Raw genomic sequence first — 26,425 nt, forward strand, 5'->3', positions numbered from 1 at the left:
GTTCAGTGCCGGCGGCCGATACGCAAGGCGCCAGTCGTTATCGTCGTGGAGCCGTGGTGGCGGTTTCCTGGCTTTCCGGTTGCGCATGCAATATAAGCATTGCCGCGTCGCTTCTTTGATTCAGTCGGTATTTTTTCAATATATCGAGTGTGTCATGTCAGGTAATCAACTATTTGACGGTCGGGTCGCTCTCATCCTCTCGGGCGCATGTGATGCAGTTTGGCATGCGTCGTCGCGTCGTCAATCCCATTGCATTTCCATTTGTCCGTTGCCGGATCTGCCGTCCGGCGACGTGGCGGACCAGATTCACCAGAAGGAAGTTTCAGCATGAACAAGACGTATCGAGTTGTATGGAACGCATCTACCGGCGCCTGGTGCGCGGTTTCCGAGACGGCGCGCACGCGCGGAAAGTCCACCTCGGTCAAGAAGCGGGTGGCGGTCGCCGCGGCGCTCGTCGCAGCGTCGATGGGTTCTGCCTTTGCCGTGCCGAACGATACGGTCGACGGTCCATTGCCGGAAACGGAAAGTGCGCGCGATGCCAGGGAAACTGCGCGCGATGCAGGGGAAACCGCGCGTGACGCCGAAGCAGACGACACGGCTGTCGATCCGCGCGGCTTGCCGTCCACGCGCACGGTGGCGACCGACAACAGCAAGTACGTGAAAATCGATGTGGATCCGAGCGGCAACGACGTTGCTTCGGCATCCGGATCGAAGTCGATCGCCATGGGCAGCAGGGCATTGGCACAGGGCGAACAGTCGGTCGCGATCGGCAGCGATGCGCGCACGAGTTCGGCAGGGAGCGGTCTCGGCGGTGCATTGGCGATCGGCAGCGGCACCCGGGCGGCGGGCAATGGCGTTGCACTGGGCTCGGCGGCGAATGCCCAGGGTGACATCGGCGCGGTCGCGGTGGGCGCCAGTGCCACGGCGGGAGGCAAATCCGCGCTCGCGATCGGCAATGGGGCGAAGGCAAGCGGCATTCGGTCCTACGCACTCGGCAGCGCGGCCATCGCCAGCAAAAACGGCGCGCTTGCGATCGGTTCGACATCGCGGGCCGATGGCATCAACGCAACCGCGATCGGCAATATGTCCGTGGCTTCGGGCGAGGATTCCATGGCGTTCGGTTCCGAAGCCTCGGCAACGGAAGATTTCAGCATCGCGATCGGCTCCCTGTCGGTTGCGGATCGCGAGATGTCGGTATCGGTTGGCGCGGAAGGTGTGGAGCGCCAGATCATCAACGTTGCGCGCGGCACCCATGCTACCGATGTGGTGAACGTCGAGCAGTTGCAGGATGCCGTGCAGGTCTTCGGCGGTGGCGCGGATGTCGATGCGGACGGCAACATCACTTCGCCCACCTACACGATCGGTGGCAAGAAGTATTCGAACGTTGGCGATGCACTGGTCGCGGCCGCAGAAAGCGGTGGCGGCGGGGACGGCGTTCAGTACGACTCCGCGTCGAAAGACACGGTCACGCTCGGCGGCACGGGGGCACAACCGGTTGCGCTGAAAAATGTGAAAGCCGGTGCGCTGACGGCGAAAAGCACCGACGCGGTCAATGGTTCGCAGCTGTTCGCGACTAACAAGAACATCGACGACCTGAAGGATTCGCTGGAAGACGGTGGCCTGATCGATCCGACGACGGGCGAATCGATGGCGGTCACGTATGACGATGTGAAGAAGGGCAAGGTCACGCTGAAAGGCGGCAAGACGGGCACGACGTTGAGCAACGTGAAGGCCGGTGTGGCCGACATGGATGCGGTGAACGTGTCACAACTGAAGTCGTCGGGCTTGATCGACGACGACGGCACGGCGCTGTCGGCGGTGACGTACGACGATGAGGAAAAGGGCAAGGTCACGCTGGGCGGCGGCGCGGCGGGCACGACGCTGACCAACGTCAAGGCGGGTGCGCTGACGGCGAAAAGCACCGACGCGGTCAATGGTTCGCAGTTGTTCGCGACGAACAAGAACATCGGCGACCTGAAGGATTCGCTGGAAGACGGGGGGCTGATCGATCCGACGACGGGCGAATCGATGGCGGTCACGTATGACGACGTGAAGAAGGGCAAGGTCACGCTGAAAGGCGGCAAGACGGGCACGACGTTGGGCAACGTGAAGGCCGGCACCGCGGACATGGATGCAGTGAACGTGTCGCAGTTGAAGTCGTCGGGTCTGATCGGCGACGACGGCACGGCGCGGTCGGCGGTGACGTACGACGATGCCGGCAAGGGCAAGGTCACGCTGGGCGGTGGCGCGGCGGGTACGACGCTGACGAATGTGAAGGCCGGTGCACTGACGGACAAGAGCACCGATGCCGTCAATGGTTCGCAGTTGTTCGCGACGAACAAGAACGTCGGCGACCTGAAGGATTCGCTGGAAGACGGTGGCGTGATCGATCCGACGACAGGCGAATCGCTGGCGGTCACCTACAACGACACGAAGAAAGACAAGGTCACGCTGAAAGGTGGCGCGACCGGTACGACGTTGAGCAACGTGAAGGCCGGCACGGCCGACATGGACGCGGTGAACGTATTGCAGTTGAAATCGTCGGGGCTGATCGGCGACGACGGCACGGCGCGGTCGGCGGTGACATACGACGATGACGAAAAGGGCAAGGTCACGCTGGGCGGTGGTGCGGCGGGTACGACGCTGACCAATGTGAAGACCGGCGCGCTGACGGCGAAAAGCACCGATGCGGTCAATGGTTCGCAGTTGTTCGCGACGAACAAGAACATCGGCGATCTGAAGGATTCACTGGAAGACGGTGGTGTGATCGATCCGACGACCGGCGAATCGCTGGCCGTCACGTATGACGAGGTGAACAAAGGCAAGGTCACGCTGAAAGGCGGCAAGACGGGCACGACGTTGGGCAACGTGAAGGCCGGTACGGCCGACATGGACGCGGTGAACGTGTCGCAGTTGAAGTCGTCGGGGCTGATCGGCGATGACGGCACGGCGCGGGCCGCGGTGACGTACGACGACGCCGGCAAGGGCAAGGTCACGCTGGGCGGCGCGGCGGGTACGACGCTGACCAATGTGAAGGCCGGTGCGCTGACGGACAAGAGCACCGATGCGGTCAATGGCTCGCAGTTGTTCGCGACGAACAAGAACGTTGGCGACCTGAAGGATTCACTGGAAGACGGTGGTGTGATCGACCCGACGACCGGCGAATCGCTGGCGGTCACCTACAACGACACGAAGAAGGACACGGTCACGCTGAAGGGGGGCGCGGCGGGTACGACGTTGAGCAACGTGAAGGCCGGTACGGCCGACATGGACGCGGTGAACGTGTCGCAATTGAAGTCGTCGGGGCTGATCGGCGACGACGGCGCGGCGCGGGCCGCTGTGACGTACGACGATGACGGCAAGGGCAAAGTCACGCTGGGTGGTGGTGCAGCGGGTACGACGCTGACCAATGTGAAGGCTGGTGCATTGACGGCAAAAAGCACCGATGCAGTGAATGGTTCGCAGTTGTTCGCGACGAACAAGAATGTCGGCGACCTGAAGGACTCGCTGGAAGACAGTGGCTTGATCGACCCGACGACGGGCGAATCGCTGGCCGTCACCTACAACGACACGAAGAAGGACACGGTCACGCTGAAGGGGGGCGCGGCGGGTACGACGTTGGGCAACGTGAAGGCCGGCACGGCGGACATGGATGCGGTGAACGTATCGCAGCTGAAATCGTCGGGGCTGATCGGCGACGATGGCAAGGCAATGTCGGCGGTGACGTACGACGATGCCGGCAAGGGCAAGGTCACGCTGGGCGGCGCGGCGGGTACGACGCTGACGAATGTGAAGGCCGGTGCGCTGACGGACAAGAGCACCGACGCGGTCAATGGTTCGCAGTTGTTCGCGACGAACAAGAACGTCGGTGACCTGAAGGATTCGCTGGAAGACGGTGGTGTGATAGACCCGACGACGGGCGAATCGCTGGCGGTCACCTACAACGATACGAAGAAGGACACGGTCACGCTGAAAGGCAGCGCAACAGGCACGACGTTGAAAAACGTGAAAGCCGGCATTGAAGACAAGGATGCGGTAAACGTTGCGCAACTGAAGGATTCGGGACTGATCGGCGACGACGGCAAGTCGCATGCGGCGGTGCTGTATGACCAGGACAAGAGCGGCAATGCGAACTATGCGTCGGTGACGCTGGGTAAAGCAGCCGTTCCGGTGGGGCTGCACAACGTGGCGGCGGGTATCGCGCAAACCGATGCGGTGAACGTATCGCAACTGACTGGCGTGACGGATGCGCTGGGCGGTGAAGCCGCGGTCGGCTCGGATGGCAAGATCAAGGCGCCAGCGTACAAGGTTCACGGCAAGACCTACGACAACGTGGGCGACGCATTGAAGGCCGCCGCTGAATCGGGCAACGGCGCGGATGAAGACGCGGTGCACTACGACGCGGGCTCGGGCGATGGCACGGTGACGCTGAGTGGCAAGGGTGGCACGACGCTGAAGAACGTGAAGGCCGGCACGGCCGACATGGACGCGGTGAACGTGTCGCAATTGAAGTCGTCGGGGCTGATCGGCGATGACGGTACGGCAATGTCGGCGGTGACGTACGACGATGCCGGAAAGGGCAAGGTCACGCTGGGCGGTGGCGCGGCAGGTACGACGCTGACCAATGTCAAGGCGGGTGCGTTGACGGCAAAAAGCACCGATGCAGTCAATGGTTCGCAGTTGTTCGCGACGAACAAGAACATCGGCGACCTGAAGGATTCGCTGGAAGACGGTGGTGTGATCGATCCGACGACGGGCAAATCGATGGCCGTCACGTATGACGATGTGAACAAAGGCAAGGTCACGCTGAAGGGCGGCAAGACCGGCACGACGTTGGGCAATGTGAAGGCCGGTACGGCCGACATGGATGCGGTGAACGTGTCGCAACTGAAGTCGTCGGGTCTGATCGGCGACGACGGCAAGGCAATGTCGGCGGTGACGTATGACGATGCCGGCAAGGGCAAGGTCACGCTGGGCGGCGGCGCGGCGGGTACGACGCTGACGAACGTGAAGGCGGGTGCGTTGACGGCAAAAAGCACCGACGCAGTGATTGGCTCGCAGTTGTTCGCGACGAACAAGGACATCGGCGATCTGAAGGATTCGCTCGAGGACGGTGGCGTGATCGATCCGACGACGGGCGAATCGCTGGCCGTCACCTACAACGACGTGACGAAGGATACGGTCACGCTGAAAGGTGGCGCGGCGGGAACGACGTTGAGCAATGTGAAGGCCGGCACGGCCGACATGGACGCGGTGAACGTGTCGCAGCTCAAGGATTCGGGTCTGATCGATGGTGACGGCACGGCACGATCGGCTTTGACGTATGACGACGAATCAAAGAATAAAGTCACGTTGGGTGGCGGTGCGGCAGGTACGACGCTGACGAACGTGAAGGCAGGCGCGCTGACGGAAAAGAGCACGGATGCGGTCAACGGCGGTCAGTTGTTCCAGACGAACAAGAGCATCGGCGATCTGAAGGATTCGCTGGAAGACGGGGGCGTGATCGATCCGACGACGGGTGGATCGCTGGCTGTCACCTACAACGATACGAAGAAAGACAAGGTTTCGCTGCAAGGCAAGGCCGGTACGTTGCTGACGAACCTCAAAGCGGGCGCGATCAACGCATCGAGCACCGATGCCGTGAATGGCTCGCAACTGTTCGATCTGGCGTCCAGTGTCGCAGATTCGCTGGGTGGAAATGCAGAGGTTGACGCAGACGGCATGGTCACGGCGCCGACGTATGTAGTCGACGGCAAGACCTACCACAACGTGGGCGATGCGATCGCAGCGGCTGCGGATACTGGTGGTGGAGGCGGTGGCGAAAATGCCGTTCAGTATGACGATGAGAGCAAGTCGGCTGTCACGTTGGGGACTAAACAAGCTGGCAAACCGGTTTCACTGAAAAATGTGGCGGCCGGTGTAGCCGATACCGATGCAGTCAATGTCAAGCAGCTGACCGATGCCACGGGCGAGATCAAGGATGGCCTGGCCGACGGTACGCTCGAAATGAAGTATATCAAGGTCAAAGCGGACGGCGCTAAGGCCGTTGTTACCGGTGAAGACTCTGTTGCGATTGGCAGCCTGGCCAACGCGCTTGCCGACAACAGCGTTTCGATCGGAAGCGGTTCGCGTGTGGGACCGGATGCGACGAACTCGGTCGCGATCGGATATGGGTCAGTGGCGACGAAAGCGAACACGTTTGCAGTCGGCAGTACAGGGAACGAGCGTCGCATCGTAAATGTCGCGGCAGGTAAGGACGATACCGATGCCGTCAATATGAAGCAGCTTCACGATGTGCTGGCGAAGGTGGATGGGCTGTCGACGGTGGATCGGAAATCACGAAGCCTGCCTCCGAAATTGCGCGACGTCGAATCGCCCCCGGACGTTATCTTCGCGTTTGAAGGTAAAACCAGCGACATGCCAAACCTCGCAAGCGTCAAGAAGGGCTCGAAATCTGCTGCAATCGCCGTCGGTTTCGCGAACGTTGCCGCTGGCGAAGGCGCTGTGTCGTTTGGTTACAAGAGCGCGGCTTATGGCGACGTTTCGGTCGCACTCGGTACCGGTGCGTCGACGCTGGCCAAGAAGCGAGCCGCCGTTGCAATTGGCTACGAGGTTTTTACCGGTGCCAACTACGCCGTCGCGATCGGTTCGTACGACGTGATCGCCAACGGCGATTACTCCACGGCATTGGGTTCGGATGACGTTCACGCAGTCGGCGATGGATCAGTCGCGATCGGTCGCCAAGCACAGGCGCGTTCGAAAGCCGTGAACTCCATCGCCATCGGTACAAGATCGGCAGTGGAAGTCGATGTTGTCGGGGGCATGGCGCTGGGCGCAAATTCGATTGTGAAAGAGGGTAATTACGACGGTATTGCACTCGGTACCGGCTCGGTCGCGAACCGTGGCAACGCGCTGTCTATCGGCTCGAGCACGTCGCAACGTCAGATCGTCAATGTGGCTGCCGGTACCGCAGAAACCGACGCGGTGAACGTGTCGCAGATGAAGGATTCAGGCCTGATCGACGACGGCGGGAAGGCGCGCGTAGCCGTGACGTACGACGGTCCGGACAAGGATCAGGTGACGTTTGCCGGTGCCGATGGCACGACGCTGAAGAACGTCAACGCGGGTGTCGACGACAAGGACGCGGTGAACGTGTCGCAGATGAAGGATGCCGGCCTGATCGGCGGCGACGGGAAGTCGCTTGCAGCGGTGACGTATGACGGTTCGAACAAGGATCGGGTAACGTTTGCCGGTATCGATGGCACGACGCTGAAGAACGTGAACGCGGGCGTTGATGACAAGGATGCAGTGAACGTGTCGCAACTGAAGTCGTCCGGCTTGATCGGCGATGACGGGAAGTCGCGCGCAGCGGTGCTGTACGACCAGGACAAGAACGGCAAGCCGAACTATGCGTCGGTGACGCTGGGCAACGCGGGCACGCCGGTGGGGTTGCACAACGTGGCAGCGGGTTCGACAGACACCGATGCGGTGAACGTGAAGCAACTGAAGGATTCGGGCTTGATCGACGACGATGGTGCGGCGCGGTCGGCCGTGACGTATGACGACGAGTCGAAGAATAAAGTCACGTTGGCCGGTGGCGCAGGCGGTACGACGCTGACGAACGTGAAGGCGGGCGCGCTGACGGAGAAAAGCACGGATGCGGTCAACGGCGGTCAGTTGTTCCAAACGAACAAGAGCATTGGCGACCTGAAGGATTCGTTGGAAGACGATGGCGTGATCGATCCGACGACGGGTGAATCTCTCGCCGTCACCTACGACGACACGAAGAAAGACAAGGTCACGCTGAAGGCCGGCAAGACGGGCACGACGCTGAGCAACGTGAAGGCCGGCACGGCGGATATGGATGCCGTGAACGTGTCGCAGCTGAAGGACTCGGGCCTGATCGATGAAGACGGCTCGGCGCGGTCGGCCGTGACGTATGACGATGAGTCGAAGAACAAGGTCACGCTGGGTGGTGGTGCGGCAGGTACGACGCTGACGAACGTGAAAGCGGGTGCACTGACGGAAAAGAGCACGGATGCGGTCAACGGCGGCCAATTGTTCCAGACGAACAAGAGCATTGGCGATCTGAAGGATTCGTTGGAAGACGGTGGCTTGATCGATCCGACGACAGGCGAATCGCTGGCCGTCACGTATAACGACGCGAAGAAAGACAAGGTCGCGCTGAAGGGCGGCAAGACCGGCACGACGCTGAGCAACGTGAAGGCCGGCACGGCGGATATGGATGCCGTGAACGTGTCGCAGCTGAAGGACTCGGGCCTGATCGATGACGATGGCTCGGCGCGGTCGGCCGTGACCTATGACGACGAGTCGAAGAGCAAGGTCACGCTGGATGGCAGCGCAGGCGGTACCACGCTGACGAACGTGAAGGCCGGTGCGCTGACGGAAAAGAGTACGGATGCGGTCAACGGCGGCCAATTGTTCCAGACGAACAAGAGCATTGGCGACCTGAAGGATTCGCTGGAGGACGGTGGCTTGATCGACCCGACCACGGGCGAATCGATGGCCGTCACGTACGACGACACGAAGAAAGGCAAGGTCACGCTGAAGGGCGGCAAGACGGGTACGACGCTGGGCAATGTGAAGGCCGGCACGGCGGACATGGATGCGGTGAACGTGTCGCAGTTGAAGGACTCGGGCCTGATCGATGACGATGGCTCGGCGCGGTCGGCCGTGACGTATGACGACGAGTCGAAGAACAAGGTCACGCTGGGCGGTGGCGCAGGTACGACGCTGACGAACGTGAAGGCGGGTGCGCTGACGGAAAAGAGCACGGATGCGGTCAACGGTGGTCAGTTGTTCGCGACGAACAAGAGCATTGGCGACCTGAAGGATTCGCTGGAAGACGGCGGCTTGATCGACCCGACGACGGGCGAATCGATGGCCGTCACGTATGACGACGTGAAGAAAGGCAAAGTCACGCTGAAGGGCAAGATTGGCACGACGCTGAGCAATGTGAGGGCCGGCACGGCGGATATGGATGCGGTGAACGTGTCGCAGTTGAAGGACTCGGGCCTGATCGATGACGATGGCACGGCACGGTCGGCCGTGACGTATGACGACGAATCGAAGAGCAAGGTCACGCTGGACGGTGGTGTGGCCGGGACGACGCTGACAAACGTGAAGGCGGGCGCGCTGACGGAGAAAAGCACGGATGCGGTCAACGGCGGCCAGTTGTTCGCGACGAACAAGAGCATTGGCGACCTGAAGGATTCGTTGGAAGACGGTGGCTTGATCGATCCGACGACCGGCGAATCTTTGGCCGTCACGTATAACGACGCGAAGAAAGACAAGGTCACGCTGAAGGGCGGCAAAACCGGCACGACGCTGGGCAACGTGAAGGCCGGCACGGCGGACATGGACGCCGTGAACGTGTCGCAGCTGAAGGACTCGGGCCTGATCGATGACGATGGCACGGCGCGGTCGGCCGTGACGTATGACGACGAGTCGAAGAACAAGGTCACGCTGGACGGTGGCGCAGGCGGGACGACGCTGACGAACGTGAAGGCAGGCGCGCTGACGGAAAAGAGCACGGATGCGGTCAACGGCGGTCAGTTGTTCGCGACGAACAAGAACATTGGCGACCTGAAGGATTCGCTGGAAGACGGCGGCTTGATCGATCCGACGACAGGTGAATCGATGGCCGTCACGTATGACGACACGAAGAAAGGCAAGGTCACGCTGAAGGGCGGCAAGACCGGCACGACGCTGAGCAACGTGAAGGCCGGCACGGCGGACATGGACGCGGTGAACGTGAAGCAGTTGAAGGATTCGGGCCTGATCGATGGCGGCGGCACGGCGCGATCGGCCGTGACCTATGACGACAAGTCAAAGAATAAAGTCACGCTGGACGGTGGCGCAGGCGGAACGACGCTGACAAACGTGAAGGCAGGCGCGCTGACGGAAAAGAGCACGGATGCGGTCAACGGCGGCCAGTTGTTCCAGACGAACAAGAACATTGGCGACCTGAAGGATTCGCTGGAAGACGGTGGCGTGATCGATCCGACGACGGGCGAATCTCTTGCCGTCACGTATAACGACACGAAGAAGGACAAGGTCACGCTGAAGGGCGGCAAGACCGGCACGACGCTGAGCAACGTGAAGGCCGGCACCGCGAACATGGACGCGGTGAACGTGAAGCAGCTGAAAGACTCGGGTTTGATCGGCGACGACGGGAATTCGCGCGCAGCGGTGCTGTACGACCAGGATCAGGGTGGCATGACGAACTATGCATCGGTGACGCTGGGCAACGCAGGCGTTCCGGTCGGGTTGCACAATATCGCGGCGGGTTCGACAGATACCGATGCCGTGAACGTGTCACAGCTGAAAGGGGTAACGGATGCATTGGGCGGCGATGCCGGGGTTGGTGCAGACGGCAAGATCAAGGCGCCGTCTTACGAGATTGGCGACCAGACCTACAACAACGTGGGCGATGCGCTGAAGGCGGCCGCCGAAACGGGCAATGGCAAGGATGAAGGCGCGGTGCACTACGACGCCGGCTCGAACAACGGCACGGTGACGCTTGCCGGCAAGGACGGCACGACGTTGAAGAACGTGAATGCCGGCGTTGACGACAAGGATGCAGTGAACGTAACGCAGTTGAAGAATGCCGGCCTGATCGGCGACGACGGGAAGTCGCGCGCGGCGGTGCTGTACGACCAGGGTAGGGATGGCAAGCCGAACTATGCGTCGGTGACGCTGGGCAACGCAGGCGCTCCGGTTGGGTTGCACAATATTGCAGCGGGTAGGACGGACACCGATGCAGTGAACGTATCGCAGCTCACGGGTGTGACGGATGCACTGGGCGGCGATGCGGGGGTTGGTGCAGACGGCAAGATCAAGGCGCCGTCCTACAAGATCGGAGACGACACCTATGACAATGTCGGCGACGCTCTGGCCGCAACGGCAAAACTGGCAAGTGGCACGGATCCGAACGGTGTGATTTATGACAGCAGCAAGCAAGACACGGTTACGTTGACGGGTAAAGACGGCACGACGCTGAAGAACGTGAATGCAGGTGTCGACGACAAGGATGCAGTGAACGTGTCGCAGCTGAAGGATGCCGGCCTGATCGGCGGCGACGGGAAGTCGCGTGCGGCGGTGACGTACGACGGTCCGAACCAGGATCGGGTGACGCTTGCCGGCAAGGATGGCACGAAGCTGAGCAACGTAAAGGCCGGCACCGCAGACATGGACGCGGTGAACGTGTCGCAACTGAAGGATTCGGGCCTGATCGACGATAAAGGCTCGGCGCGATCGGCTGTGACGTATGACGATGAGTCAAAGAATAAAGTCACGCTGGGTGGTGGTGCGACAGGTACGACGCTGACGAACGTGAAGGCAGGCGCGCTGACGGAGAAAAGCACGGATGCGGTCAACGGCGGCCAGTTGTTCCAGACGAACAAGAGCATTGGCGATCTGAAGGATTCGCTGGAAGACGGTGGCTTGATCGATCCGACGACGGGTGAATCTCTCGCTGTCACCTACGACGGCACGAAGAAAGACAAGGTCACGCTGAAGGGCGGCAAGACGGGCACGACGCTGAGCAACGTGAAGGCGGGCACGGCGGACATGGACGCGGTGAACGTGAAGCAGTTGAAGGATTCGGGCCTGATCGACGACAAAGGCTCGGCGCGATCGGCTGTGACGTATGACGATGAGTCAAAGAATAAAGTCACGCTGGGCGGTGGTGCGGCAGGTACGACGCTGACGAACGTGAAGGCAGGCGCGCTGACGGAAAAGAGCACGGATGCGGTCAACGGCGGTCAGTTGTTCCAGACGAACAAGAGCATTGGCGACCTGAAGGATTCGCTGGAAGACGGTGGCGTGATCGATCCGACGACGGGTGAATCTCTCGCCGTCACGTACGACGGCACGAAGAAAGACAAGGTCACGCTGAAGGGCGGCAAGACCGGCACGACGTTGAGCAACGTGAAGGCCGGCACGGCGGACATGGACGCAGTGAACGTATCGCAGTTGAAGGATACGGGCCTGATCGGCGACGACGGGAAGTCGCGTGCCGCGGTGCTGTACGACCAGGGTAGGGATGGCAAGCCGAACTACGCGTCGGTGACGCTGGGCAACGCAGGTGCTCCGGTCGGGTTGCACAATATTGCAGCGGGTTCGACAGACACCGATGCAGTGAACGTGTCGCAGCTGAAGGGTGTGACGGATGCACTGGGTGGCGATGCCGGGGTTGGTGCAGACGGCAAGATCAAGGCGCCGTCGTACGAGATTGGCGACAAGACCTACGATAACGTGGGCGATGCGCTGAAGGCCGCCGCCGAAACGGGCAATGGCCCGGATGAAGGCGCGGTCCACTACGACGTCGGCTCAAACAACGGCACGGTGACGCTTGCCGGCAAGAACGGCACGACGCTGAAGAACGTGAACGCGGGGGTTGACGACAAGGATGCAGTGAACGTGTCGCAGTTGAAGGATGCCGGCCTGATCGGCGACGACGGAAAGTCGCGTGCGGCTGTGACGTACGACGGTCCGAGCCAGGATCAGGTGACACTTGCCGGTACGGGTGGCACGAAGCTGAGCAACGTGAAGGCCGGCACGGCGGATATGGACGCGGTGAACGTATCGCAGTTGAAGGATACGGGCCTGATTGGCGATGGCGGGAAGTCGCGTGCAGCGGTGCTGTACGACCAGGATCAGGGCGGCAAGCCGAACTATGCGTCGGTGACGCTGGGCAACGCAGGCGCTCCGGTTGGGTTGCACAATATTGCAGCGGGTAGGACGGACACCGATGCAGTGAACGTATCGCAGCTCACGGGTGTGACGGATGCACTGGGTGGCGATGCCGGGGTCGGTGCAGACGGCAAGATCAAGGCGCCGTCTTACGAGATTGGCGACAAGACCTACGATAACGTGGGCGATGCGCTGAAGGCCGCCGCCGAAACGGGCAATGGCCCGGATGAAAACGCGGTGCACTACGACACCGGCTCGAACAACGGCACGGTGACGCTTGCCGGCAAGAACGGCACGACGTTGAAGAACGTGAATGCGGGGGTTGACGACAAGGATGCAGTGAACGTGTCGCAGCTGAAGGATGCTGGCCTGATCGGCGACGACGGAAAGTCGCGTGCGGCGGTGACGTACGACGGTCCGAACCAGGATCAGGTGACACTTGCCGGCAAGGATGGTACGAAGCTGAGCAAGGTAAAGGCCGGCACCGCAGACATGGACGCAGTGAACGTAGCGCAGTTGAAGGATACGGGCCTGATCGGCGACGACGGGAAGTCGCGCGCAGCGGTGACGTACGACGGTCCGAGCCAGGATCAGGTGACGCTTGCCGGTACGGGCGGCACGAAGCTGAGCAACGTAAAGGCCGGCACGGCGGACATGGATGCAGTGAACGTAGCGCAGTTGAAGGATACGGGCCTGATTGGCGACGACGGAAAGTCGCTTGCCGCAGTGACGTACGACGGTCCGAATCAGGATCAAGTGACGCTTGCCGGTACGGGTGGCACGAAGCTGAGCAACGTGAAGGCCGGCACGGCGGACATGGACGCAGTGAACGTAGCGCAGTTGAAGGATACGGGCCTGATCGGCGACGACGGAAAGTCGCGTGCCGCGGTGCTGTACGACCAGGGGCAGGATGGCAAGACGAACTATGCGTCGGTGACGCTGGGCAATGCGGGCGCTCCGGTGGGGCTGCACAACGTAGCGGCGGGTAGGACGGACACCGATGCAGTGAACGTATCGCAGCTCACGGGTGTGACGGATGCACTGGGTGGCGATGCCGGGGTCGGTGCAGACGGCAAGATCAAGGCGCCGTCTTACGAGATTGGCGACAAGACCTACGATAACGTGGGCGATGCGCTGAAGGCCGCCGCCGAAACGGGCAATGGCCCGGATGAAGGCGCGGTGCACTACGACGTTGGCTCGAACAACGGCACGGTGACGCTTGCCGGCAAGGACGGCACGACGCTGAAGAACGTGAACGCGGGGGTTGACGACAAGGACGCGGTCAACGTAGCGCAGTTGAAGGATGCCGGCTTGATCGGCGACGACGGAAAGTCGCGTGCGGCGGTGACGTACGACGGTCCGAACCAGGATCAGGTGACGCTTGCCGGCAAGGATGGCACGACGCTGAAGAACGTGAACGCGGGTGTCGACGACAAGGATGCAGTGAACGTGTCGCAACTGAAGTCGTCTGGCTTGATCGGCGATGACGGAAAGCCGCTGGCTGCGGTGACGTACGATGCCGATTCGAACAAGTCGAAGGTGACGTTGGCTGGCGCCAATGGCACGACGCTGTCGAACGTCGCGGATGGCGTGGCCGACAAGGACGCGGTGAACGTGTCGCAGATGAAGTCCGCAGGTCTGATCGGCGACGGTGGCAAGACGCTCGCTGCCGTGACCTACGACCAGGGCGCGGACGGCAATCCTGACTACAGCTCGGTGACGTTGGGCAAGGCCGATACGGCCGTGGGCCTGCACAACGTTGCTGCCGGTACGGCTGCAACCGATGCCGTCAACGTCAGTCAATTGACCGGTGTCACCGATGCGCTCGGCGGCGGTACAACGATCGATCCGACCACCGGGGCGATCGTGGCGCCGACCTACGATATCGGCGGCAACACGTATCACAACGTCGGCGATGCGTTGACGGATATCGACGGCCGTGTCAAGGACATCCAGAGCAACATCGGCGACGCGACGGATCTGGCGGGTGCGGTTGCCTACGATCGAAACGCGGACAAATCCGTGAATTTCGATTCGGTAACGTTGGGCAATGGTCGTTCGACGGGGCCGGTGCATTTGACCAATGTTGCCGACGGCACCAGCACGTACGATGCGGTCAACTACGGCCAGTTGTCGGCACTGTCGGAACGTGTCGACGATCTCGACGATCGACTGGGCGCAGTGACGATCCCTGGCGATCCGGGCAACCCGGGCGGCGGTGCAGGCAACGACCTGATCAGCGGCACCGGTGGTCATGCCGCAGAGGAGGGCGAGGTGGTTGCCGCAAACTCGGGCAATGGCAACGGCAACACTGCCGCGGGCTCGAGCTCGCGCGTGTCGGATGGCGTCAACGACGGCACGGCCATCGGCACCGAGGCGCAAGTCAAGGCGAACGGCGGTACGGCGATCGGCGAAGGCGCCAAGGTGGGCAGCAGTGCCGAAAACTCGGTTGCGCTGGGTAACGGCTCGGTTGCGAGCGAGGCCAATACCGTGTCGGTCGGTGCGGCCGACTCGGAGCGCAGGATCGTCCACGTTGCGGACGGTGTGAATTCGACGGACGCGGTCAACAAGGGGCAACTGGATCGTGCGATCGGCGGTGTGCGCGGCCAGATCAACGATCTGTCGAAGAATGCCTATTCGGGTATCGCGGCGGCAACGGCGCTGACGATGATTCCAGGTGTCGATCCAGGCAAGAACCTGTCGTTCGGCGTTGCCGGCGCATCGTACAAGGGGTATCAGGCCGTGGCGCTGGGCGGTGAAGCTCGCATCACGGAGAACCTGAAGATTCGAGCGGGTGTTGGCCTGGCAAGCGGCGGCAACACGTTCGGCGTGGGCGCATCGTATCAGTGGTAATCACACGAGCGTGACGGCAAGGCGCGTTGCTTGCGCCTTGCCGCGCGCCGCTCGATGAGCGGCGCAGGCGGTGCGCGTTCCCGGCACGGCGCCTCCTCACTCATTCCGCTTTTACTCCATTCGCTAATTTTCCTTACCCGCTCTGGCGGGTCATTCAAGTCATGAAAATTTCCACTTTTCTCTGTGGTGGCGTCATTGCGGCCACAAGCATCTTGTTTGGTGCCTGCACAACGCAATCCGGGCCGACTTACAGCATTCGCGCAGTCAATCTGCCAAATAAACCAGGCGCGGCATTTCGTGTGACGTGTGAAGGGTTGCTGTCCAGTACCCGGCAATGCGAATCGGCCGCGCAGGATTTCTGCGCCAACCAGGGCATCACGGTATTGCAAGCAATCGACCGCGTCGCAGACAACGAACCCAAACTGGATCCTCGCGCGCTGACCTTTATCTGCGGCGTACCGAAGCCCGCTCCGGTTTCTCGCCAGGTACCGCAACCTCAACCGCAGCTCCGGCCTCAACCGCAGCCGCAGCCGCAGCCGCAGCCCCCTAAGCCGGTCGTGAAGCGCCAGGTGCTGCTGCAGGGCGGTGCAAACTTTGCGTTCGACAGCGCCATGCTGCTGCCGGACGCGCGTGCGCGGCTCAGTCGCTTTGTCGAGATCAATCGTGGAAACGCGTTCAATCGCGTGACCGTGGTGGGTCACACCGATTCGACTGGCATGCCGGCCCACAACCTCAAGTTGTCCGTGGCTCGGGCGCAATCGGTTGTGAGCTATTTGCAAGACGCGGGATTGAATGCGCAATCGTTCTCCGCTCAAGGCGCCGGCTCGGCCGAGCCGGTCGCATCTAACAAGACAGAAGAAGGGCGTGCGCTGAACCGCCGAGTCGAAATCCATATCGAACAATAGTCGCAATCGGACGATTGCCATCCTTGATGAGCCGTCGGGCGTTTCGAGCGTGACGGCTCAATCCTGCGCATCGCAAGGCGGGCCGCCAGCCTCGCGATGTGCTTCTACTGTCCAACACGCTGAATGTCGATCGCTCACGTCGTGAGCGAAGACAGGCTGTTCGGCACGAATCGAAATTGGATTCATCAACAAATCGATTCGTTATCCATACGAATTGGATCTTGCTTTCCGGTTCGCCAACAAGTATTCAATCATGCAGGCAGAAACGACACCCGATTCGACGACATCGGAATCCGCCGAAGCCATCCCGGCTCCGACCACGATCACGAGCGATAGTTTGCTCGACGCACTCGCGTGGATGTGTGCGCATCATCGAATGTCCCTTAGCCACAGCGTGCTCACGCAAGGGCTGGCGATGCAAGAGCGCCTCCTGCCGTCGCACGCGGTCGAAGCGCTGACGAGCGCCGGATTTTCGGCGCGCTTGTTGACGCGAAAACTGTCGCAGTTACCCGATGCATTGATGCCGGCGCTGCTGTTCCTGCGCGATGGCCGAGCCGCCGTGCTGCTGGGGCGCTGCGATGGCGCGCAACGCGATGACGACGTGCTTCGTTACCGGATTGTGATTCCTGAAGTGGGGGTGACGCCGGTCGAATACGACGCGTCGGAGATCGAGAAAACCTATTCCGGTTACGTCGTATTCGTGAAGCCGGCTGCGCGCGCCGACAATCGCGCCGGCGAGCCGGCGCCCGAGCCGGCCGGCCATTGGCTGCTGCGTACGCTTTGGTCGTACCGTCGTTATTACTCGAGTGCGGCGCTTGGCGCCCTGCTGATCAATGTGCTTGGGCTCGCGAGCGTGTTTTTCACGATGAACGTGTACGACCGCGTGGTGCCGACGCAAGCCTATGTGACGCTGTGGTCGCTTGCGATCGGCGTGATGATCGCGATGACGATGGAAGGCGTGTCTCGCCACGTTCGTGCGCATGTGCTCGACATGGCGGGCAAGAAAGCGGATCTCGTGCTCGGCAGCCTGCTGTTCAGGCAAACCATGTCGATCCGGATGGAGCAGCGGCCCGCATCGGCAGGATCGTTTGCCAATCGTCTGCGCGAATTCGAATCGTTGCGCGATTTCGCGACCTCGGCCACCTTGTCCGCACTATCGGATCTGCCGTTCGTGCTGCTGTTCGTCGCGGTTATCTTCTCGGTGGGCGGGCCGCTCGGCTGGGTTCCATTGCTGATGATTCCGCTGATCGTCGGCATCGGTGCGATCGTGCAGTGGCCGCTCGCGCGCGTGATGCGCGAGAACCTGCGCGAAGGGTCGCTCAAACAAGGCGTGCTGATCGAATCGATCGAGGGGCTGGAGACGCTGAAGGCGGTAGGCGGCGAAGGCACGATGCGCCATCGCTGGGATCATTGCAGTGCAAAAACGGCCGAGACGGCGATGCGGTCGCGCCAGTTGTCCAGCACCGCGACCTGCGTCGTCACGTTCCTGCAGCAGATCCAGACAGTCGTGCTGGTCGTTTGCGGCGTCTATCTGATCGGAGAAGGCCAGTTGACGCAGGGGGCGCTGATCGGCTCGGTGATGCTCGCCGGGCGCATTACCGCGCCGCTCAGCCAGGTGATGGGCCTTGCGCTGCGCTTTCAACAGGCGCGTGCGGCGCTGCGCTCGCTGAACGAACTGATGGCGATGCCGGTGGATCACGACACGAATCAGGCGTATCTCGGCAGCCCATCGTTGAGTGGACAGGTGAAGCTCGACAAGGTGGCGTTCGCGTATCCCGCGCAGCTCGAGCAGTCGAATCCTGCCGTGTTGCATGACGTGTCGATCGACATCAAGGCCGGTGAGCGCGTGGCGATACTCGGGCGCGTCGGCAGCGGCAAATCCACGTTGCTGCGGATGATCGCGCGCCTGTACCAGCCGACCTCGGGCAAGCTGTTTGCCGACGGCCTCGATGCGGGCCAGATCTCGCCTGCCGACTGGCGCGCGACGTTCGGCTATGTCGGGCAGGACAGCCGGCTCTTCTACGGCTCGCTGCGCGAGAACCTGACGATCGGCCGCCCAGGCGCCACCCCCGAGGAGCTGTTGTACGTATTGCGCGTGACCGGGCTGGATGCACTGGTGGCCACGCATCCGCTCGGCATCAATCTGCAGGTCGGCGAGCACGGTGGCGCGTTGTCGGGTGGCCAGCGGCAGCTCGTGGCCCTCGCGCGCAGTCTCGTCAACCGTCCGCGAACGTTGCTGCTCGATGAGCCAACCAGCGCGATGGATACACAAACCGAGCAGCAATTCATTGGACATCTGCGGACGGCGTCCGCAGGTCAGACGCTGGTCGTCGTGACGCACCGCATGTCGCTATTGCCGTTGGTCGATCGGCTCGTGATCGTCGACCAGGGCCGGATCGTCGCCGATGGCCCGAAGGAGCGCGTCCTGGCCGCCCTGTCGGGCAACCCGGTTTCCAGGCACACCGGCGAGCCCGCCGCACCCGTGCGGCCGGTACCGTCGCGCGGGCACGCGTCCCAAGCGGAAGCCGCGACGCACAAGGAGGCGTGATCATGCGAAATCCATTCTTCCGTTCGCGCCGAAGCGCAACCGAACCCCGCCTCGCCGCGGCCGATTCAGTATTCATGAGCGATCTGCGCGAGGCCATGCTGGTTCGCTCGTCGGCCGGCGCGCAGGCCGTGCTGTATCTGATCGCCGCGGTGCTGATGCTCGGCCTGGTCTGGGCCCATTTCGCGCGCGTCGAAGAAGTCACGCGTGGCGAAGCCACCATCGTGTCGCCGAGTCGGGAGCAGGTCATTCAAGTGCTGGAGAGCGGCATCGTTCGCGATGTGCTGGTGCACGAAGGGCAGGAGGTCGAAAAGGGGCAACCGCTTGCGAAGATCGATCCGACATCGGCCGAATCGAGCTATCGGGAATTGCGCGCCAAGGCGGTCGACCTGAAGGCTGGCATCGCCCGTCTCAAGGCGGAAGTATCCGGCCGGCCGCTCGTGTTTCCCGAGGAGGTCATGCGCGAGCCGCAGGTCGTCGCTCAGGAGCGGGACGCCTATCGCACACAACGGCAGGCGGTCGATCAACGCGTTGCCGCGCTGAAGAAGAGCCAGGCGCTGGTGCGCCGCGAGATCGCGATGTCGGAGCCGCTGTCGGCCAAGGGGTTGATCTCCGAAGTCGAGATTCTGCGGATGCGGCGCCAGGAAACCGACATCGATTCGCAGATCGCCGATGTGGAGAACCGCTTCCGTTCCGATGCGAACGACGAGTTGCTGCGACGCGAATCCGAACTGGCGCAGACCATCGAGGTGCTGGCCGGGCGCGCCGGCGTGCTCGCGCGTACCGAAGTCGTGGCGCCGATGAACGGCATCGTGAAGAACATCCGGATGCATACGGCCGGTGGCGTCGTGCAATCCGGCGAACACATCATGGAGATCGCGCCGCTCGATGGCCGGCTGCTGGTCGAGGCGCGGATCAAGCCATCGGACGTGGCGTTCCTGCGGGTTGGCCTGCCGGCGCTCGTGAAGCTGTCGGCCTACGACTTCGGCATCTATGGCGGGATCGACGGGCACGTTGTCAGTATCGGCCCGGACACCCTGCGCGACGAGCAGAAGGCCGCCACCGGGCGTCCCGATGCGAACTACTACCGGTTGATGATCGAGACGGACGCAACGACGCTCGATGCCGGCGGCAAGGCTCTGCCGATTTTGCCCGGGATGCAGGCGACGGTCGATATTCGGACCGGCGAGAAATCCATTCTCGATTACTTGCTGAAACCCATTTTCAAGGCCCGCGAGGCTTTCCGGGAGCGCTGAAATGAACCTGCATGATTGCCCGCGCATCGTTCGCCGGCACGGCTTCGCGATGATGGCGGCCGTGTTGCTCGCACTGCCGGCCCGGCATGGCGAAGCCTCGATCTGTCATGAGGCAGCGACGCCGGCGTCGGGTATCGCCGGCGATGCGATACGGCGCTGCCCGCCCTCAACTGCGCTGCCGCAACCCGGCGATCCGGCGGATGCCGCGCTCGATGTCGATATCGATATCGACGTCGACCCCGTCACCGAAGCCGAGCTGCGCAGTGCGCTTTACGCGGCCACCGAAGCCGCCGTCGACGTGAACCCGACCGTGCAGCGAATGTATGCCGAATATCAGGCCGCGCAGTCCGATGTCGATCAGGTAAAGGGCTCGCGCTGGCCGCAATTGCAATTGACAGGGCAGACGCGCACCGCGCAGTTCGGCGCGAATGCGGGCAGTGCGTACGATGCCGGCAATTCCGTCGGCGTGAACCTCCGTACCATGCTGTTCGACTGGGGACGCACCAACAAGCTGATTGGCAGCCGCCGCGAGTCGGCGGTGGCGACGCAGGAACACTATGTCGCACAGATCGAGAATTCGGCATACCAGGTGGCGAGCACGCTCGTCGAGCTCGGCAAGCAGCGCAACATGACCGTGCTGAGTCAACGGTTCGTCGACCGCATGTCGCGTCTCGTCGCCATGCTCGAATCGATCGTTGCCGTGGATCGCGGGCGCGGCAGCGAGTTGACGCAGGCCAAGGCACGGCTGCTGCAAGCGATGGCGAGCCGCGATTCGGCACAGTCCAAGTTCCGCGACGCCGAATTGAATTTGCGCAAATTGGTTGGCGAGCGGCCGGTGCCGGTTCCGGTCGCTGCCGCTTGGCCGTTGCGTCCGCAGCCGCTCGCCGCGCTGATGTCGTCGCTGGACGAGAATCCGATATTGCTTCAGGCGCGCGCCGAGGCGAACGCCGCCGATCTGAACCGCGACGCCGTCAAGGCTTCCACCAAACCGCAGCTCGATTGGGTGGTCAGCGCCAATACCGGGCGCGACGCATTGGGCCGGCGCATGCCTTGGCAGACGATGTTGACGCTGACCTGGAGCGCCTTCAACGGCGGGGCCTCCACCGCCATGAGAGAAGCCGCGTCGTATCGCGCCATCGCAAGCCATCGTCAAGTCGACCAGACGCGCCTCGATCTCGAATATCAACTGCGTGCGGCAGATCAAAATGCGCGCACCTATGCCGCACAGGCGGAGCAGTATCGCGCGCTATCGTTGGAGTCGGATCGGGTGCGCCAGGCGTTCTACGATCAGTGGTACCACCTTGGCAAGCGTTCGCTGCTCGATGTGCTGATCGCGGAGAACGACTACTACAACAACCGCGTCAACGAAATCGCTTACCGGTTCGAAGGGTATGCCGCGACGTTGCAGGGCTACGCATCGGCCGGCGTGCTGATGCGCTGGTTGCGCGATGGTGTGGTGGCCTGATGCGAATCGCCGCCGCTTGGCGATGGGGCCGGTATTGCCGCTTGAGATAAGGAGGAGCAAATCATGTCGTCGGCTGTGCTCGTATCGCTGTCCCGCTTTGTCGTGTCGCCGCCTGTCGCCGGCTATCTGCCGCCTCCCTACGGCACGTTCCGGGGCAAGCTGCTCGGCAATTTCAGATCGAGCGGCCGACGGCCGGTAGGCCCTCGGAGCGCGTACATGTCGGAACGGTGGCGCAAGTTCGACGGAGCGGTGGGGCGGACGATCGCCGCGTCGGCGTTCGGAACCGACAACAATGCCTGGATGGTGATCGTGTCGCAACCTGTTCGCCGGCCATTGCGGGCGGTCGCGCTGGCGTGCTGCGCGATCCTGATCGGCGCGTTCGCCCTGGTTTCGGTATTGCGCTTCATGCGCGTCGATAGCGCGGTGAAACATCCGATGCCATGGTTCGATGGGCGAATCGGCGCTCAATCCGGACCGGCATTCCTGGCGGACATACGTCGCGCGCCGAAACAGGCGGCGCCGCGGCTCGCCGTCGCTGCCTCTGCGCGGCCGATGGTTCGCGCGGCATCGGTTCGGCACATCATGCGCGCCGCAACGGTCGTGCCGGCAAAGCATGTCGGGGAGGCCGTGGCGAGGTCGGTCAAGCGCAGTGTTCATCGCCCGCATCCCGTGCGCACGGCGCATCAAACGCTGGCGCCGAAGAAGCAGACACCGGCACGCGTGCGCGTCGTTGCGCATCGCCAACCGTCTCCGGCTCCGCGCGTGTTCGTGAGCGACGATTGGCGGAATGACGATACCCTGCGTGCCATTCGCAACGAACTGGCACGACAGGACGCAGCGGCTCGTGCTCACGCTCCCGTGTCACGAGACATGCCTGCCAACGCCGTGTCTCTGTTGAACTATCAGGTTCGACTGACAGCGCGCTGACTTCCTTCCAGTTCGCGAAGCACAATCCATGACTTACGACAGCGATGCCCTCACCGATGCCGAAGCGTGCGATGGATCGATTCGTGTAGTGGCTGCCGATGCGCATCCGATCACGCTGATCGGCATCAGGTCATTGCTCGACCAGGCTGGCAGTATCGAGACGATCGCGTGCGTGAGTTCGGTGGCGCAACTCTTCGCCGCGCTCGATGAAATCGCATGCGACGTCCTGATCTTCGATTACCAGTTGGGCGAAGCGGTGGGTGCCGACGGTTTGGCCCTGATCGAACATCTCCGTGCCGTGCACCCGCGTCTGAAGTTACTGGTCACGTCGGCATACGAGCAATTTGAAATCGTCGCGCGGGCGGTGGACCACGGTGGCATCGCCGGGTTTCTGTACAAGGGTGACGAGGCGTTCATCGAGCTGGCCGACGTCGTGCGCAAGCTGGGCGATGGCGATACGCACTTCGACATCGCGATGCAGCGCTATTTGCGGGAGCGCCATGAAGCGATGCTCGACAGCCGGCCGCGCGCCTCGGTGCAAACGCTCAGCACGCGCGAGTTGGAGGTGGTGCGCATGTGGTCCGAAGGCTTGACGATCAAGCAGATCTCTCACGCCACGCATCGAAGCCACAAAACCATCAGTGCGCAGAAGCGCAATGCAATGCGCAAGCTCGGCGTGAGCAATGAAATCGAATTGTCGCGGCGTATCGAGAAGCTGCTGTAGAACATCCAATCGGGCGCGCCGTCAGGCATGGCGCGCCCGTCTCGCTTCATTGCCTGGCTGACGCGGCAGGCGCGGCGGTGCCGCTTGCCGGCGCCGGCGGCGTTCCGGGCTGATTCGCCGCGTCGTTTTCCCATCCTCCGCCGAGCGCCAGGAACAGTCTCACCTGATCGGCCGCCACCACACCTTCCGCGGCGGCAACCTGCGCGCGCACGCTGGTCAGCGTGCGTGTCGCATCGAGATCGGACAGGAACGACTCGCGCCCCACGGCATACAGCCGGTGCGTTTCGTCGGCCGAATCGCGCGCCGATTGATACGCGGTGCGCAGTGCATCGGCGCGCTGCGTGTCGGCGGCGTAGGTGGCGAGGCTCGATTGCGTTTCGCGCAATGCGTTCAGCACGACGCCATCGAATTGCGCGAGCGCACCGCCGGTTGCCGCTTCGGCTTCCTGCACGCGGGCGCGTTGCCCGTTGGCCGGGAACGTCCAGTTGATCAGCGGGCCGAACGACCAGCGGTTCGTGGTCGGGCCGAGCAGATCCCCGAAAATCCCCGTCGTGCCGACCGACGCGCCGAGGCTGATCGTCGGATACATCGCGCCGATCGCCACGCCGATGCGTGCCGTGGCGCCGGCCAGCTTGCGTTCCGCCTCGCGTACGTCGGGACGGCGGCGCAGCAGGGCTGCGCCGTTGCCGACCGGGATCGGCTGTTTCAGTTGCGGCAGCGTCTTGCAGGTCAATGCGGCGGCCGGCAGGCTGTCCGGCGAGCGGGCCAGCAGCGCCGCCAACTGATATTGCGCGACCTTGCGGCGGCCTTCGAAGCGCGGAATGTCGGCGGCCAGCGTGCGCACCTGGGTGGTGCCTTGCGTCACGGCCGTCTGGCTGCCGCGTCCGGCGTCGCGCAGCCGCTTCGACAGCGTTACGCGCTGCTGCTGCAGATCGAGCGAGCGCCGGGCGATGTCGAGCTCCTCGCCGGCCGAACACGATTCGACGTAGGCGCGCACGACGTCGGCCACCACGGTGATGCGGGCGAGATCGCCCGCTGCCTTGACGGCGTCCGTGTCGGCGCGCGCGGCCTCGACGCCGCGGCGCAGCTTGCCGAACAGGTCGAACTCGTACGAGACGTTGATGTTGAACGCGCCTTCGTTGACCACCGGCAGCTTTTCGGTCAGCAGATATTGCTCGGCCGATTCCTGAGCGCGCTGGGCGGCGCCTTCGAAGCCGCCAGAAAAGCCGCCTTGCGCGTTCGCCTCGGCCTGCGTGGCGCGCGCCCGGGCGAGGTTCGCCGCGGCGACGCGCAGGTTCGTGTTCGATTGCAGCGCCTGCTCGACGAGGCCGTCCAGCACCCGGTCGTCGTAGAGCCGCCACCATTTCACGGGCACGTCGCCGTGCGAGACGAGCGAACTGCCGTCGCCTGCGCCATCGAGCGGGGCATCGGCCAGCGGCGCGTTGACGAGCGCCTGTTTGGGCACCCGATAGTTCGGACCGACGGTCGTGCAGGCGGCCAGCGCCAACGCGGCCACCGCGAGCGGCGTGAGCGCGACCGCGCGGCGATAGGCTCGCGTGCTCATCGGGAGGCTCCGTTGGCGGCGGATGCCGCACCCGAGGCCGGTACGATGCCTGCCGAAGCACCCGAAGCACCCGAAGCACCCGAAGCACCCGAAGCACCCGAAGCACCCGAAGCACCCGAAGCACCCGAAGCACCCGAAGCACCCGAAGCACCCGAAGCACCCGAAGCACCCGAAGCCGCCCCCGCCGAAGCCGCATTCCGATCCCGCTTCGCATCCGGCGACACCATCGCCACCGTGGCCGTGCGCCCCGCGATCATGCGGAAATCGTCCGGCACCTCGTCGAGCGAGACGCGCACCGGAATCCGCTGCGCCAGCCGCACCCAACTGAACGCCGGATTGACGTTCGGCAGCAGGTTCGCGCTCTGCGAGCGGTCGCGATCCTCGATGGCGGCGACGATGCTCTGCACGTGCCCGCGCAGCGGCCGCGGCTCGCCCATCACGCGGATATCGACCGGCTGGCCGATATGAATGCCGCTCAGCTTGGTTTCCTCGAAGTAGCCATCCACCCGGAACGAGTGCTGATCGACCACCGACAACACCGCGCGCCCGGCCGGCACGTATTCGCCGACACGCGGCGCACGGTCGTTCAGATAACCGTCGACGGGGCTGACGATGGTGGTGCGATGCAGGTTCAGCCGCGCGGTATCGACGTTGACCTGCGCATCGGCCACGGCCGCGTCGCCCTGATCGACGCGCGTGCGGCTCTCTTCCAGTTGCTCGCTCGCCACCAGGTTGCCGAGCTTCAGGTTGCGCGCGTATTCGCGCCGGGCCTGGGCCAGCGTGGCGCGCCGCTGTTCGAGGGTCGCCTCGGCGAGCCGCACCGCCAGTTCGTAGCGGGCGCGGTCGATCACGAACAGCACCTGCCCCTGCTTGACGGCCTGGTTGTCGGCCACGCGCACGTCGGTGATCAGGCCCGAGACGTCCGGCGCGACCTGGATCACGTCGGCGCGCACGTGCCCGTCGCGCGTCCACGGCGAAAACATGTAGTAGTCGACGATGCGCCAGAGCACGACGACCGCGATCACGACGACGATCAGCGTCAGCAGGATCTGCCCCGCGGAAAACCAGGTTCTTTTCACGTTCACGTTAGGTAGCCACGAAATGGTGGGAGGCGATCACGACGCCGGCCAGGATGAAGACATAAATGCCGAGATCGAAGATCGACCGGTGCCAGACGAAGCGGTAGATGCCGGTGCGCGTGAGCAGCGCGCGCACGGCGATGTTGATGAGATAGGCGATCAGCATCAGCACCAGCGGTGCCGGGACGAACACGCCGAAGATGTCGATTTCGCCGATCATGATTGCGTTCTGGTGTTCTGCATGGTGTCGGTCAGGAGCGGGGCGGCGGTGGCGGCAGCGGCTGCATCAACGCCGGGTTCAGCGACAGCCGGATACCGACCAGCGCGTGCAGCGCGTCGCGCAGGCCGCGTTGCAGCGCGGCGGCCGGCCGGTCCGCGCGCGGCACGGCG

At 63.1% G+C, this 26,425-nt stretch carries 10 protein-coding genes; 7 read left to right on the top strand and 3 right to left on the bottom strand.

The window, feature by feature from the left end; translation table 11 throughout:
• Window positions 1-327 precede the first annotated feature (327 nt).
• From G3N92_RS04565 to G3N92_RS04595, 7 genes are all read left to right on the top strand, one after another.
• On the top strand, window positions 328-15,570 hold the full coding sequence (locus tag G3N92_RS04565) for an ESPR-type extended signal peptide-containing protein (protein WP_206126266.1): 15,243 nt from the start codon (window positions 328-330) through the stop codon (window positions 15,568-15,570).
• A 161-nt stretch (window positions 15,571-15,731) separates the two neighbouring features.
• Window positions 15,732-16,475: an OmpA family protein gene (locus tag G3N92_RS04570; RefSeq protein WP_206126267.1), complete on the top strand. Its 744-nt coding sequence runs from the start codon at window positions 15,732-15,734 to the stop codon at window positions 16,473-16,475.
• 253 nt (window positions 16,476-16,728) lie between these two features.
• Window positions 16,729-19,023 carry a type I secretion system permease/ATPase gene (locus tag G3N92_RS04575; protein ID WP_206126268.1) on the top strand — a complete coding sequence of 765 codons (2,295 nt, stop codon included), beginning with the start codon at window positions 16,729-16,731 and terminating at the stop codon, window positions 19,021-19,023.
• 74 nt (window positions 19,024-19,097) lie between these two features.
• A complete protein-coding gene (locus G3N92_RS04580; protein WP_206126269.1) occupies window positions 19,098-20,276 on the top strand; it encodes an HlyD family type I secretion periplasmic adaptor subunit in 1,179 nt (392 codons plus the stop codon).
• A gap of 1 nt (window position 20,277) precedes the next feature.
• On the top strand, window positions 20,278-21,741 hold the full coding sequence (locus G3N92_RS04585; RefSeq protein ID WP_206126270.1) for a TolC family protein: 1,464 nt from the start codon (window positions 20,278-20,280) through the stop codon (window positions 21,739-21,741).
• A 63-nt stretch (window positions 21,742-21,804) separates the two neighbouring features.
• Window positions 21,805-22,668 (top strand): hypothetical protein, encoded by an 864-nt coding sequence (locus G3N92_RS04590; RefSeq protein WP_206126271.1) that lies wholly within the window; start codon window positions 21,805-21,807, stop codon window positions 22,666-22,668.
• A gap of 28 nt (window positions 22,669-22,696) precedes the next feature.
• Window positions 22,697-23,392, top strand: a complete 696-nt coding sequence (locus G3N92_RS04595) for a response regulator transcription factor (protein ID WP_206126272.1) — start codon at window positions 22,697-22,699, stop codon at window positions 23,390-23,392.
• Window positions 23,393-23,438: 46 nt separating this feature from the next.
• Here the strand turns inward: G3N92_RS04595 and G3N92_RS04600 are convergent, their stop codons facing one another.
• From G3N92_RS04600 to G3N92_RS04610, 3 genes are read right to left on the bottom strand one after another with little or no spacing between them, the layout of a single operon-like run.
• Window positions 23,439-24,956 (bottom strand): efflux transporter outer membrane subunit, encoded by a 1,518-nt coding sequence (locus tag G3N92_RS04600; RefSeq protein ID WP_206126273.1) that lies wholly within the window; start codon window positions 24,954-24,956, stop codon window positions 23,439-23,441.
• Window positions 24,953-26,035 carry an HlyD family secretion protein gene (locus tag G3N92_RS04605; RefSeq protein ID WP_206126275.1) on the bottom strand — a complete coding sequence of 361 codons (1,083 nt, stop codon included), beginning with the start codon at window positions 26,033-26,035 and terminating at the stop codon, window positions 24,953-24,955. Before G3N92_RS04605 ends, G3N92_RS04600 begins: the two co-directional genes overlap by 4 nt.
• A 7-nt stretch (window positions 26,036-26,042) precedes the next feature.
• A complete protein-coding gene (locus G3N92_RS04610; RefSeq protein ID WP_206126274.1) occupies window positions 26,043-26,255 on the bottom strand; it encodes a DUF1656 domain-containing protein in 213 nt (70 codons plus the stop codon).
• Window positions 26,256-26,425: the final 170 nt, after the last annotated feature.

This window comes from Burkholderia sp. Ac-20379, from assembly GCF_017104645.1.
Lineage (GTDB): Bacteria > Pseudomonadota > Gammaproteobacteria > Burkholderiales > Burkholderiaceae > Burkholderia.